General features: G+C 62.0%; 16 protein-coding genes. 10 read left to right on the top strand and 6 right to left on the bottom strand.

The features are described from left to right. Positions 1 to 34: 34 nt before the first annotated feature. Both AEB_RS04385 and AEB_RS04380 read right to left on the bottom strand, forming a co-directional pair. Positions 35 to 1,336 carry a mechanosensitive ion channel family protein gene (locus AEB_RS04385; protein ID WP_119082095.1) on the bottom strand — a complete coding sequence of 434 codons (1,302 nt, stop codon included), beginning with the start codon at positions 1,334 to 1,336 and terminating at the stop codon, positions 35 to 37. A 74-nt stretch (positions 1,337 to 1,410) separates the two neighbouring features. Further along, the gene (locus tag AEB_RS04380; protein ID WP_331851754.1) at positions 1,411 to 1,716 is read right to left on the bottom strand and encodes a hypothetical protein; all 306 of its coding nucleotides are present in this window, start codon (positions 1,714 to 1,716) and stop codon (positions 1,411 to 1,413) included. A gap of 286 nt (positions 1,717 to 2,002) precedes the next feature. Here AEB_RS04380 and lptB point away from each other — a divergent pair, with 286 nt between their 5' ends. The 5 genes from lptB (at position 2,003) to AEB_RS04355 (ending at position 7,279) form a co-directional block, all read left to right on the top strand. Further along, complete coding sequence (lptB, locus tag AEB_RS04375; protein WP_119084448.1) at positions 2,003 to 2,764, top strand: LPS export ABC transporter ATP-binding protein; 762 nt, start codon at positions 2,003 to 2,005, stop codon at positions 2,762 to 2,764. A gap of 26 nt (positions 2,765 to 2,790) precedes the next feature. Further along, positions 2,791 to 4,257, top strand: a complete 1,467-nt coding sequence (rpoN, locus tag AEB_RS04370; protein ID WP_119082094.1) for an RNA polymerase factor sigma-54 — start codon at positions 2,791 to 2,793, stop codon at positions 4,255 to 4,257. A gap of 168 nt (positions 4,258 to 4,425) precedes the next feature. After that, positions 4,426 to 5,121, top strand: a complete 696-nt coding sequence (ctrA, locus tag AEB_RS04365; RefSeq protein WP_119082093.1) for a response regulator transcription factor CtrA — start codon at positions 4,426 to 4,428, stop codon at positions 5,119 to 5,121. A gap of 102 nt (positions 5,122 to 5,223) precedes the next feature. Then, on the top strand, positions 5,224 to 5,922 hold the full coding sequence (trmB, locus tag AEB_RS04360; RefSeq protein WP_119082092.1) for a tRNA (guanine(46)-N(7))-methyltransferase TrmB: 699 nt from the start codon (positions 5,224 to 5,226) through the stop codon (positions 5,920 to 5,922). 127 nt (positions 5,923 to 6,049) lie between these two features. Continuing rightward, a complete protein-coding gene (locus AEB_RS04355; protein ID WP_119082091.1) occupies positions 6,050 to 7,279 on the top strand; it encodes a tyrosine-type recombinase/integrase in 1,230 nt (409 codons plus the stop codon). On the opposite strand, the gene AEB_RS18515 is transcribed toward AEB_RS04355, so the two are convergent. Continuing rightward, positions 7,257 to 7,427, bottom strand: coding sequence for a GDCCVxC domain-containing (seleno)protein (locus tag AEB_RS18515; protein WP_269461557.1), 171 nt, complete (start codon positions 7,425 to 7,427; stop codon positions 7,257 to 7,259). The genes AEB_RS04355 and AEB_RS18515 overlap by 23 nt on opposite strands. A gap of 56 nt (positions 7,428 to 7,483) precedes the next feature. Continuing rightward, positions 7,484 to 7,879, bottom strand: coding sequence for a hypothetical protein (locus AEB_RS04345; protein ID WP_119082089.1), 396 nt, complete (start codon positions 7,877 to 7,879; stop codon positions 7,484 to 7,486). A gap of 67 nt (positions 7,880 to 7,946) precedes the next feature. Here AEB_RS04345 and AEB_RS04340 point away from each other — a divergent pair, with 67 nt between their 5' ends. Continuing rightward, a complete protein-coding gene (locus tag AEB_RS04340; protein WP_119082088.1) occupies positions 7,947 to 8,351 on the top strand; it encodes a MerR family transcriptional regulator in 405 nt (134 codons plus the stop codon). Here AEB_RS04340 and AEB_RS04335 read toward each other — a convergent pair. Beyond that, on the bottom strand, positions 8,348 to 9,688 hold the full coding sequence (locus AEB_RS04335) for a dihydrolipoyl dehydrogenase family protein (protein ID WP_324186838.1): 1,341 nt from the start codon (positions 9,686 to 9,688) through the stop codon (positions 8,348 to 8,350). The genes AEB_RS04340 and AEB_RS04335 overlap by 4 nt on opposite strands. A 204-nt stretch (positions 9,689 to 9,892) precedes the next feature. On the opposite strand from AEB_RS04335, the gene AEB_RS04330 reads away from it, so the two are divergent. The 4 genes from AEB_RS04330 to AEB_RS04315 are packed head-to-tail and all read left to right on the top strand — an operon-like array spanning position 9,893 to position 12,040. Then, positions 9,893 to 10,252, top strand: coding sequence for an ArsR/SmtB family transcription factor (locus AEB_RS04330; RefSeq protein ID WP_066558399.1), 360 nt, complete (start codon positions 9,893 to 9,895; stop codon positions 10,250 to 10,252). After that, positions 10,249 to 11,178 carry an MBL fold metallo-hydrolase gene (locus AEB_RS04325; protein WP_066558403.1) on the top strand — a complete coding sequence of 310 codons (930 nt, stop codon included), beginning with the start codon at positions 10,249 to 10,251 and terminating at the stop codon, positions 11,176 to 11,178. The genes AEB_RS04330 and AEB_RS04325 overlap by 4 nt, the downstream gene beginning before the upstream one ends. After that, positions 11,178 to 11,624: a YeeE/YedE family protein gene (locus AEB_RS04320; RefSeq protein WP_066558405.1), complete on the top strand. Its 447-nt coding sequence runs from the start codon at positions 11,178 to 11,180 to the stop codon at positions 11,622 to 11,624. The genes AEB_RS04325 and AEB_RS04320 overlap by 1 nt, the downstream gene beginning before the upstream one ends. After that, on the top strand, positions 11,621 to 12,040 hold the full coding sequence (locus AEB_RS04315) for a DUF6691 family protein (RefSeq protein ID WP_119082086.1): 420 nt from the start codon (positions 11,621 to 11,623) through the stop codon (positions 12,038 to 12,040). Before AEB_RS04320 ends, AEB_RS04315 begins: the two co-directional genes overlap by 4 nt. A gap of 175 nt (positions 12,041 to 12,215) precedes the next feature. On the opposite strand, the gene AEB_RS04310 is transcribed toward AEB_RS04315, so the two are convergent. After that, positions 12,216 to 12,755: a GntR family transcriptional regulator gene (locus AEB_RS04310; protein ID WP_160734397.1), complete on the bottom strand. Its 540-nt coding sequence runs from the start codon at positions 12,753 to 12,755 to the stop codon at positions 12,216 to 12,218. Positions 12,756 to 12,787: the final 32 nt, after the last annotated feature.

Here is a 12,787-nt window from a genome sequence, read left to right as displayed (position 1 = left end):
GTCTGCCGCGCGAGCCGGGCGGCTCGCGCGCCCGCTATTCCACCGGGCGAGTGGGATCGAGCAGATCCTTCTCCCCGGTGGTGGCCCTTTCCTCCTCCACCATCCGCGCGATCTCGCTTTCGGGCGAGGTGTCGGCCAGCGTCTCGCGCACCGCAGCAGGCGGTCGCTCCCGCGCGGGCTGAGCCGGTGCCGGTGAGCCGCCCGCGGGATTGAGACCGGCCGGGGGATTATCGAAGCGCAGGCGATAGATCGGCTCCGGCAGGGCGAAGCCCGCCTGCTCCAGCGCCTGCTTGACGGCGGGAATGGCGCGGCTGCGCGCCTTTGCCCAATCGGTTTCCCGCTGGTCGATCCAGGCGAGGAAGCTGATGACGATGTTGGAATCGCCCACATCCACCACCAGCGCTTGCGGATCCGGCTGGGCCAGCACGAAGTCCAGCCCCTTCAGCACCTCTATGCCCAGATGGCGCGCGGCGGTGGGATCGTCATCCGCGTCGATCCCCAATTCAAAATCGAAGCGCCGCTGCGGATTGCGGGTGTAGTTGAGGATAACCGCCTTGAAGACCTGCGAATTGGGCACGCGCAGGTGGTTGCCGTCCAGCGTCATCAGGATCGTTGCGCGACTTGTGAGGCGTATCACCCGCCCCTCCTGTCCGTCGATCACCACGTGATCATTGGGGCGGAAGGGCTGGCGCAGGCTTAGCATGAGCGAGGCGACGTAGTTCTCGATCGTGTCCCGCATTGCGAAACCAAGTGCGATGCCCACCACCCCCGCCCCGCCGAGCACGGCGCCCAGCAGCGCGCTGGCACCGATCATGTCGAGCGCGATCACAACCCCGCCCACGACAAAGACGAAGCGAATGGCGCTGGCAATCAGCTCGGCAAGGAAGGCATTGGGAGTCGCCCGGCGCCACAGCGCGCCAAGACCCGCCAGCACATAGCCAATCGCCGCGATCAGCAGTGCTACGGCAACCGCCGCACCCAGCAGCGGCAAAAGCTTCAGGAAGCCTTGGAATTTCGCCGCCACCGCCTGCAGCCCAAGCCCGCCGTCAACGGACACATCCCGCTCTATGCCGTTCTCCACGGTGACGACGCCCTGCACGCGCGATGCGATCGCCTCCGCCCGCTGCCGGGCCTGCGAATCGGCCACCGTTCCGCCAAGCGTGACGACGCCCTGCTGGACGGAGGCGGTGACATGGGCGAGGCTTGGCACTTCGGTGAAGATGCCGTTGATCCGTTCGCGGATCCGGTCATCCTGTCCATCAGCGAGATCCGCCTCAATGGCAGGCGCAGCAGTGGCCTCCACCGCGGGTTCGGGTGCCGGAGCGGCCGGGAGCATGGCCGCGGCGGGCACCGCCAGCCATGCAAAAAGCAGCGCAGCAGCGGCGGTGAAAGGGCGGGTACGCGAAACGATCAGATCAGCGCCGCAAGCGCCTTGAAAATTCCCGTGAGCAGGAAGGGCAGGCCGATGGCACAGGCCCAGAGCATGATCCGGTCCCGGCGGAAGGCCCCGGCAAGTTCCGGATCACCGGCGGCGAGGTCGCCGATCGAGTCCCACCGGCGCTCAAACAGGCGGCATGCCGGGATGATGGCGGCCACCAGAACGACCAGCGCGAAATAGGGAAGTATCGATCCGCTGCCATGTCTGATCGCGTGCATGGTCACGAATATCTGCAGGCCGGTATAGGTCAGCAGCGCATAGGCGACGTTGTCGCTCATCCTGCGCCGCCAATCGATGGTGCGCCCTCTCCGCGGCTTTACCGGAGCGGTTTGCTGCATGGTATCATCCAAGCGCCCTTCTCCTTTTCTCTACTCCTGACTCGGACTATTTCATTTGCAAGGGCGTCTTGCAAGCCCGGTGCGCCATTGGCTCCGCGCGGCCAATTTGCCACGGCATGCACTAATCTTGCCAGCCGGGCTTCAAAGCAGCGCCAGACTTGCTAGATTCGCGCCCATGAGCACATTTGAAGATCCGCTGATCGACCGGGAGGCGCTGGCCGGCGCCATGGCGGAATTGCCTTCCAATGCGGCCCCCCCGATTCCGCAGGGCGGGCTGGAAGTGGTGTCGATCGCGAAGAGCTACGATAAGCGAGCGGTGCTTACCGACATTTCGCTGACCGTCGGCAAGGGGGAGGTGCTCGGCCTGCTTGGCCCCAATGGGGCCGGCAAGACCACCTGCTTCTATTCCATCATGGGGCTGGTGCGCCCGGACAGCGGGCGCATCCTGATGGACGGCGTCGATGTCACCAAGCTGCCCATGTATCGCCGCGCCATCCTGGGCCTTGGCTATCTGCCCCAGGAAACGAGCATCTTTCGCGGCCTGACGGTGGAACAGAACATTTCCGCCGTGCTGGAAATGGTGGAACCCGACAAGGACGTGCGCCAGCAGGAGCTGGAGCGGCTGCTGGAAGAATTCCATATCACCCGCCTGCGTGCCAGCCCGGCCATGGCCCTTTCCGGCGGTGAGCGCCGGCGCTGCGAGATCGCCCGCGCGCTGGCTGCCAAGCCTTCGATCATGCTGCTGGACGAGCCCTTTGCCGGCATCGATCCGCTGTCCATCAGCGACATTCGCGATCTGGTGATCCAGCTGAAGAGCCGCGGCATCGGTGTGCTGATCACGGACCATAACGTGCGGGAAACGCTCGATATCGTGGATCGTGCCTGCATCATCTATGGCGGCCAGGTGCTGTTCGCGGGCAGCCCGGCCGAGCTTGTGGCGGACGAGAATGTGCGGCGGCTCTATCTGGGCGAGAGCTTTACATTGTGATGGTGGGCGCGGGGGGCGTTTGACCGATGGCGCTTGGCCCCAGGCTGGATCTGCGCCAGTCGCAGTCGCTGGTAATGACGCCGCAGCTGCAGCAGGCGATCAAGCTGCTGGCGCTGTCCAACCTCGAAATCGAAACCTTCATCGCCGATGCGCTCGACACCAATCCGCTGCTCGACGCCGGGGATCTCTCGCGCGAGCAGGGGGAAGAGGCACCGGCCGAGCGTGCGGCGGAAGATCCCACCTCCGATGAGTTGATGCTGCGCGGCGAGGGCGAAGCGGATGCACCCCTCGATATCGACGCCACGGCTCTGGATCGGGATCGCGACACCGGGGACTGGTCTGCCCAGCGCGGGCAGGCCGTAGCAGAGGATCTGCCGGGGATCGAAGAACGTGGCGGTGAGGAGCCGACGCTGGCCGAACACCTTGAAGCGCAGATCGGCGCCGCCACGCGTGATCCGCGGTGCGCCTTCATTGCGGGGCACCTGGTTGGCCATATCGACGAGGCGGGTTATCTCACCACTCCTCTCCGCGAAGTGGCGCATAATCTCGGCGTCTCGCAGGATGAGGCGGAGGCGGCGTTGCGGCTGATCCAGTCGCTCGATCCCACGGGCGTGGGTGCGCGCTCGCTGGCGGAATGCCTGGCGCTACAGGCGCGCGACGCCGATCGTTACGATCCCTGCATGGCTCGGCTGATCGACAACCTCGATCTGGTCGCCCGCGGCGATTTCCCCCGGTTGCGGCGCCTGTGCAGCGTGGATGATGAAGATCTGGCCGACATGCTGGCGGAGCTGCGTGGCTATGACCCCAAGCCAGGGCTACGTTATGGCGGGGCGGAGCGTGCCCCGGTGGTTCCCGACATCCTTGTGACGCGCGGCGCCAAGGGCGGCTGGGACATCGCGCTCAATCAAGCCACCCTGCCCCGGCTGGTGGTCAACCGCAGCTACTATCTGGAGCTGCGCGGTGGCTGCACCGACAAGGCCGCGCGGGGCTGGCTGGGGGAGAAGCTGGCCGATGCCAACTGGCTGCTGAAGGCGCTGGACCAGCGCCAGAAGACGATCCTGAAAGTGGCGGCCGAAGTGGTGAGACGCCAGGATGGCTTCTTTCATCGCGGCGTGGCGGAACTGAAGCCGTTGACGCTGCGCGCCGTGGCCGAAGCGATCGACATGCATGAAAGCACAGTCAGCCGCGTAACCTCCAACAAATATCTGCATTGCGAGCGCGGCACGTTCGAGCTCAAATATTTCTTTACCAGCGGCGTCGCCGCTTCGGACGGCGAAGGCTCCGTGTCCGCCGAAGCGGTGAAGGCACAGATCCGGGCCCTCGTGGACGCGGAAAGCCCGAGGGACATCCTTTCCGATGACAAGCTGGTGGAACTGCTACGGGAACGCGGTTTCGACCTCGCCCGCCGCACCGTAGCGAAATATCGCGAGGCGATCGGGATCGGCTCTTCCGTCCAGCGGCGGCGCCAGAAGAAGCTGGCCCGTGTCGCATGACCAGTCTTTCGGAACGGATAAGCGCGTTCCCCGGTTTTTACCCTACCTGATCTTTCTGCCATGAAGCTTTACGAGAAATTAACCTTTTTCATTGAGACATGGCTTGGTTAACTCAGGTGAACACCTCTTGGCGGTAAGGGTCGCCGCAGATACCTAAGGGGCACTCGAATGCGCGTTCTGCTGATCGAAGACGAGCCGACAACCGCCAAGGCGATCGAGCTCATGCTGACTACAGAGGGCTTCAACGTCTATTCGACGGATCTTGGCGAAGAGGGCCTCGATCTCGGCAAGCTCTATGATTACGACATCATCCTGCTGGACCTGAACCTGCCGGACATGCACGGCTACGACGTGCTGAAGAAGCTGCGCGTGGCAAAGGTGCAAACGCCGGTTCTGATCCTGTCCGGAATTTCGGAAATGGACAGCAAGATCCGCAGCTTCGGCTTCGGCGCTGATGACTATGTGACCAAGCCTTTCCATCGTGACGAGCTGATCGCGCGCATCCATGCGGTCGTGCGCCGGTCCAAGGGGCATAGCCAGTCCGTCATCCGCACCGGCAAGCTGGCGGTCAATCTCGATGCCAAGACGGTCGAAGTAGATGGTGCCCGCGTCCACCTGACCGGCAAGGAATACGCGATGCTGGAGCTGCTTTCGCTCCGCAAGGGCACCACCCTGACCAAGGAAATGTTCCTCAACCATCTCTATGGCGGGATGGACGAGCCGGAACTCAAGATCATCGATGTGTTCATCTGCAAGCTGCGCAAGAAGCTTTCGAGCGCCTGCGGCGGGGAAAACTACATCGAAACCGTCTGGGGCCGCGGCTATGTGCTGCGCGATCCGGGCGAAGAAGCCGAAGCAGCCTGATCTCTCGAAGCCTACCCGAACGTAAAATCAGCCCCGGGCCGCGCGCCCGGGGCTTTTTTCGTTCCTCTTTGCGAGCGCCAATTTCCTGCTAAGCGGCCGCGCATGAGTGCTTACAAGGAAGGCGATCCCACTACCCTAAACCGGCTTTATGGCCGCAGCCAGGGCCGCCCGCTGCGCAAGGGGCAGCAGGATCTGGTGGAGCGGTTGCTACCGCAGATCGCAGTGCCGGAAGAGGGGCCGGTCACGGCCGAGCGGCTGTTCGGCGAGGAGGCCCCACTTCATTTCGAGATCGGCTTCGGTGGCGGGGAGCACATGGCCGCACGGGCAGAGATGCTGCCCAATCACGCCTTCATCGGCGCGGAGCCGTTCCTCAACGGCGTCGCGGCCGCGCTGGTCCACATTCGCGAGCAGCACCTCGCCAACATCCGCCTGCATCATGGCGACGCGCTGCAGGCGCTGGCGCGGGTGCCGGATGGCGCGCTGAGCTTCGTCTATCTGCTCCACCCTGATCCCTGGCCCAAGGCGCGCCATGCCAAGCGGCGCATGATGAACGACGGCCCGGTGGACATGATCGCCGCCAAGCTGAAGCCCGGCGGCGAGTTCCGCTTCGGCACGGACCATCCCGTCTATCTGCGCCACGCGCTGATGGTGATGCGCCGCCACGCGCACCAGTTCGACTGGCTGGTGGAAGGCCCCGCCAGCTGGCAGCGCCGCCCCGGCGGGTGGAGCGAAACCCGCTACGAGGCGAAGGCCCGCCAGCTGGGGCACGAGGTCTGGTACTTTAGATTTAGACGACGCTAAAGTGCGAAATCCTTGTAAAACAATGTACTTAGCTGAATCCTCCTACGCTAGAATTGCCTCCATTTCGCTCCTTTTTCCGCTTGCGTGATTACCCGGTGATTGCCAGAAGAAGGACACGAGGTTCCGGATGGCAACAGGAAAAATCACGAAAAAATCGATAGATGCGCTCGAGGCTAGCAGCTCGAGCCAATTCGTTTGGGACACTGATCTCAAAGGTTTTGGCGCCAAGATTACGCCTTCAGGAAATATCTCTTACGTCCTTCAATTCAGGATGGGCGGGCGCGAGACAATCGCACGGCGTTATACGATCGGCGCACATGGGTCTCCGTGGACACCTACGACCGCCCGCTCGGAAGCCGAACGCCTTCTCCTGCTCGTCGGCCAAGGCGTCGATCCAGTGGAGGCTGAAAAGCAGAGGCGCCGTGAGGCCGTCGATCTCGCCTTCGACAATTACGCGCGGCATTTCACCCATTCCTGCCAAGGCGAGGGATGGAGACGTCTGGTCGAACGAGTGGTCAGGCTTCATCTTGAGCCGGTTCTACGCAAGAAGCCGCTGCCTTCGATCACCAGGGCAGATATCGTATCCGTTCTCGACCAGATGCCGGAAGAGCAGGTCGCCAATCGCCGGAACGTATTTGCAGTGATGCGCCGTCTGTTCCGCTGGGCTATCAGTCGCGGCGATCTCGATCGCAGTCCGATGGAGGGCATGGAGACGCCGCCGCCGGTAAGGCCGCGGGATCGCTGGCTTTCTGACAAGGAGCTGCGCATGATCTGGCATGCCACGCCCGAATGCCATCCCTGTTTCGGGCCGATTGTCCGCTTATTGATTTTGACCGGACAGCGCCGCGAAGAGGTTTGCGGGATGCACTGGCAGGAGCTCGACAGAGCAGAAAGACTATGGACCCTGCCCGGCCGGCGCACGAAAAACAGAGAGTTCAACACCATTCCATTGAACGAACTCGCCATGATCGAGCTCGATCGGTTGGCAGGTGGAGGGAAATGGCCGCGCAAGGGCAGAGTGTTTGCGACTGCAAGTGGAGCGGGCTTCACCGGCTACCATAAAGGCAAGATGAAGCTGGATAGCGCCATCGAGGAAGCCGAAGGCGAACCTTTGCCTCCCTGGCGCCTTCATGACTTGCGGCGGACGCTCGCAACGAATTTCCAGCGCTTAGGTGTAAGGTTCGAGGTTACCGAGGCGGTATTGAACCATGTAAGCGGTTCACGTGCGGGCGTGGCGGGAGTTTACCAGCGCCACGATTGGAAAGACGAAAAACGCAATGCCCTTAATGCCTGGAACAAACATCTCGTGTGTGTCTTGCGTGATGCAACCACCACTACTGCGGTAGACAGCAGGTAGCACCGTCACCATCTTCCCGCGCATCCTGAATCGGGGGGCATGGGGCATCGCCATAAGAGCAGAATACACAACAGTCTCCTGCCAATGGCTGCAGTCTTTTCCGGCAATGCTGGCATTCATAAAAGAACCAGCATGCGTTGGTCGGCATGGTTTCGGTGGTGGCCGCTTGGCAATGGGGGCACGTGATCGTCGAAACAGTCTGCATCAGGCTCCTCCAAGCGCACGCATCAGCGGTTGTTCAATAAAGCCCCATAGCGCAGACAGGACGATCATCGCGGTGGCAATCAGCAATGTCAGTCGCGCAACGCTGCTGCGAGCAGGTTTCTCACAGCCATCAGCACTGCAGATGCGCAGTTGGCGCACGTGAAGGAACCACCCAAAGGCCACGATTAGGAAGGCTGCGATTGTGAGCGGCAAGTGGTAAGGAACAAACCATGCGAGCCCGCCAGCACCGAGCCCGACTGCAACGAGGACCAACGGCAGGACGCAGCAAGCAGCCGCAGAGAGAAGCGCCCCTGCACTCGCCAGCATTCCAACGCCAGCAACCCCGCGATCGCTTGCGCTTTTCGCCTCGCCGTATTGGACAGCCTGGTCGGTCATCTTTGCCTCCGCTCGATTCGAACTCTATGTACGTCCTGTAGTAGATATAGGTTCAAGGAGATTCGGCGTGGGCCGCCTGTCGATAGGTGAATTGGCGCGCAAGACGGGCGTCCATATCGAGACGATCCGGTATTTCGAGAAGATCGGAATGCTCGGTGCGCCGGCTCGTACAGCAGGCGGACACCGGGTTTTCGACGATGGGCACCTCCGCACGCTCAAATTCATCAAGCGGGCGCGCGAGCTAGGCTTTGCGCCGAAGGAGGTGCGGACACTTCTGGACTTGGGCGGTCCTGCCGAAGCATGCTGCGACGAAGTGCGCGAGATTGCAATTCATCACCTCGAAGAAGTACGGCGCAAGATCGACGATCTCACTCGCCTGGAACGGCATCTTACCGCTACCGTCGAGCAGTGTTCGGGCGGTCATGTGCCCGACTGTGCAGTCATCGACATGCTGGAGACCGCTCGGCCCTAGACCATGTATCCGATGTCAGACGCGCCGGTTGGATAGGCGAACATTGTAGTCTTCAGATCGTCCGCGGTGAGCCCATGGCGGATCGCCAGTCCGAAAATATTGATGGCCTGGTCTGCGCCGGGTCCGACGAGGTGCGCGCCCAGTATTGTCCCTGTCTCCTCTTCGATTAGTGTCTTGTGTCCGTAGACAGGTTCGGCGACCCGCCTGGCGGTGAACCATTGAGAGGTCCGCTCGTACTTTGTCCGGAATCTCAGCCCCGCCTCATTCGCCTCTGCCTCGGTGAGGCCAACGCGGGCGATAGGCGGAAGAGTGAAGGCCACGCTCGGCACCCCTTTGTAATCGGGTTCGCGGTGATTGCCTTCGACTAGATTGGCCGCGACAACTTTTGCATCATGGCTGGAAACGGGGGTGAGTGGCGGCCCGTTCGAGGCAGCATCTCCGGCAGCGTAGACGGCCGGATTGCTTACGCTCTGCAGAAATTTGTTCAGCTTCGGCTTTCCATGTTCGGCTGCGATCCCGGCCTTTTCGAGATCGAGCCGCTCGATGGCGGGAGCCCGTCCTGCCGCATGAACGACAAGATCGGCGACGACTTCGATCGGGCCGCCCTTGCCATTCGCATGAACCACATATTTTCCGCCCGATCTTCGAATGGCATCGACCGCCGTATCGGTAATCACTCGCACACCGATCCGGTCGAACGCATCCATGAGCCAGTTCACAAGTTCGGGTTCGAACTGCGTCAACATGCGCGGTCCCCGCTGAAGGATCGTGACCTCGGCTCCCGCACGGGCAGCGATATGGGAAAACTCGGCAGCGATATATCCGCCCCCGACCAGAACGATGCGCTTCGGCAGCGAAGGCAGTTCGAGAAAGCCCTCATTGTCGATCAGGTGCTCTTCGCCTGGGATGGCTAGAGGTATCGGTCTGGCTCCCGACGCGATCAGGATTTTGCGGTATTCGATTTCATGGTCGCCTACGGAGAGATGATTTGGCCCGGTGAATTTTGCCGTACCATGCAAGGTCACGATGCCGGCCTCTTCATACCGCCGCTCGTGCTTTTCAGGCACAGGGTCGGTAAAGCTGCGTTTGAACCGGATAAGGTCGGGCCAATCGATGCGCAGATCCCCCTTCACCCCGTGACCTGTCATGCGCTGTTTCGCGTCGATCACTTCTGCGTCGGCCACCAGCATTTTCTTGGGATCGCAGCCGCGTAGCGCGCAGGTGCCACCGAATGGCTTCTCGTCGATAACCGCGACTTTCCAACCCGCCTTCGCAACGCGCAGGGCGCAAACCATGGCTGCCGTCCCCGTACCGATTACCATCAAATCGTAGTTCATATCGATTCTCCTGCCCGGTCAATGAAGCTGGAGTGGCTACGGGTTCCGACGCCGCCATCGAAAAATCGTGTCGCACGAAGCGCCCCCGTGAACACAGATGGTCGGTTGCAGAAAATGACTTCCCTACCGAAGCGAGGCGGATACCCCTCCCTCTTGAAAATACATTAGATTATTCTAAATTAGTGAATACTAACGGAGCAAATCATGAGCCACAATGGGTCTCCAGATACGGATTTCACGCGGCAGGCCGGCGAGGCCAGCCGCCTGCTGAAATTGATGGCCAACGAGTCGCGCCTGCTCGTTCTTTGCTTCCTTGCAGAGGCTGGCGAGCTGTCCGTCGGCGATCTGGCGCAGAGCGTCGGGCTGAGCCAGTCCGCCCTGTCGCAACACCTCGCAAAATTGCGCGAAGACGATCTCGTCGCGACACGCAAGGATGCCCAATCGGTGTTCTACCGTGTGTGCGACCCGAATGCGCAGCGGGTTCTCGAATTGCTGCACGACATCTTTTGCCCCGAGCTTGGCCAATCCCCCCAGCCGAGCGGCGACGCCGGAGAAACACTATGAGCGACGACACGAATATCGAAAAGGCCATCGAACAGGTGAACGATGTGCTTGCGGGCGATCTGCGAGCACCGCACGTCAAGGCTTTCTTCCACGAGCCGACCTTTACCGCGACCTATGTGGTCAGCGACGATCAGACCAAGCGCGCGGCCATTATCGACAGCGTCTGGGATTTCGATCAGCCTTCGGGCCGCACCAGCCTGGAAGCGGCGGACGAAATTATCGACTATGCGCGCGATGCAGGTCTGACCGTCGACTGGGTCCTGGAAACTCACGCCCATGCCGATCACCTTTCCGCCGCGCCCTATCTGCAGGAAAAGCTGGGCGGCGAACTGGCCATCGGCCGCGAAATTGTGACCGTGCAGGGCGTGTTCGGCAAGGTGTTCAACGAAGGCACCGATTTCGAGCGTGACGGATCGCAATTCGACCGGCTGATGGAAGATGGCGACGCGTTGATGATCGGCGATATTCCGCTGATCGCTCTTCACGTGCCCGGCCATACCCCAGCGGACATGGCCTATATCATCGGCGATGCGGCCTTTATCGGCGATACGATGTTCATGCCCGATTATGGCTCCGCCCGGGCCGATTTTCCGGGCGGCAATGCGCGCAAGCTGTACCGCTCGGTCCGCCGGCTGATGCGCCTGCCGGACAAGACGCGGGTGTTCCTGTGCCATGATTACAAGGCGCCCAATCGCACGGAATTCGTATGGGAGACCACCATGCTCGCGCAGCGCACAGCCAATGTGCATCTTCACGAAGATGTGGATGAGGACCAGTTCGTCGAGATGCGCACCCAGCGCGATGCGACATTGGAAATGCCGCGCCTGATCCTGCCCGCCATCCAGGTGAATATGCGCGGCGGCCATCTGCCGCCGCCCGAAAGCGACGGCACGTCTTACCTCAAGATGCCGGTCAACAAGCTGTGATGCTTCCCGGATTTCCCGATGCCGCCCCGCTCGCCGGATTGCTTGGTGGAGTGCTGATCGGCCTGGCCGCCGCGCTGATGTTGCTGGGTGCAGGACGAATTGCCGGCGTGTCCGGCATCGCCGCGCGCGCCTTCGGTATCAGCGGCGACGGTATGCCCCGGTCCGGTGCGTGGGCGTTTGTTGTAGGCCTGCCACTCGGCGCCTTGCTGGTTGCCTGGACTACCGGCGGTATCGAGGCCAGCTTTGCCGGGTACCTTCCACTTGTGGCGGCGGGCCTCCTGGTCGGCATCGGCACGCGCATCGGCAGCGGCTGCACCAGCGGCCACGGCGTATGCGGTGTCAGCCGGCTTTCGCAGCGCTCGATCGTCGCCACGGCAACCTTCATGGCAGCTGGTATCGCAACCGTCGCCATCATGAATGCATTGGGGCTGGAAGTGCTGTCATGACCCGCTCGTGGCTAGTGGCTCTCCTGTCAGGCAGCCTGTTCGGTGCCGGGCTGGCACTGGGCGGCATGGTCGACCCAGCGCGGGTGCGCGGCTTTCTCGACATATTCGGGGACTGGGACCCCACCCTCGCGTTTGTGATGGGCGGCGCGGTTATCGTGATGGCGATCGCCTGGCGGATTCAGGCGCGCATGGCGCAGCCTTTGATTGGCACGACATTCGCTCTTCCCGACCGGACCGACCTGACCCCCCGCCTGATCGGCGGCGCGGCGCTGTTCGGCACCGGTTGGGGGATTGCAGGCCTGTGTCCCGGGCCGGGCTTTGCAGCGCTCGTCATCGAGCCTGCAAAGGCAGCAGTCTTCGTGATGGCTATGCTGGCCGGAATGCTGATCTTTCGCTCGATGGAATCCCAGTCATAAAGCCCTGCAGGAGTAGTCGAAGCTATGGCCGAGCCCAGCCTGCTTGCGCGCTATCCTCCCATCCTCGAATGCGGACGAACCTACAATGGCTCGGTTCTGACGAACGATCTCGTGGCGGCGGTGCATTCGGTTCGATGGGCGCGTTGAAAGCGGCACAGAATTGAGTTTCGGAAAACTATCCCGACAGGCGACTGACCAATTGCGGAACCCGCTCCTCGCATCTGCGATGGTAACGCCGCAAGGCGCGCAGCCGTTCGTTACGCGAGCCTCGCAGACTCGCCTCGATTTCAGCGAGGATTTCTGCAGCGTCGGGCAATACGTCGGGTTCATGGATCCGAACCCGGTGCAGCCGATCACTGATCCGATCGATCAGGACCGCCAGGCACCGGTTGCCCGACCCGGTTGCAAGTACCAAAAACACCGCTGCCATGCGGCCAGCATAATCGTCAGGCCAGTCGTCGAGATCGCGCACGTTCGGGATTCGCCAAGCTTCATCGCTCGCTGTTTCAAGCAAAACCGCATTTACGCGGAGGACATCCCGCAAACCCTGTTCGGTCAGGACCGGCACCCGAAAGCCGTCGCCAGGGGTGAGGTCGACCAGCCCCTCGCCAACCAGCTGGTTCAGGCTGTCCCTCACCGGTGTCATGCTGACGCCGAAATCGTCGGCAAGCCGCATTGCCTCGAGCTTGGCCCCATTGGCCCAGGTTCCCTCCATCAGCGCACGCTTGAGGCGTTGATAGGTGGGCT

The organism is Altererythrobacter sp. B11, assembly GCF_003569745.1.
GTDB lineage: Bacteria > Pseudomonadota > Alphaproteobacteria > Sphingomonadales > Sphingomonadaceae > Croceibacterium_C.
Note: the sequence above shows the minus strand (reverse complement) of the source record. Positions and strands in the feature narration are given on the sequence as shown.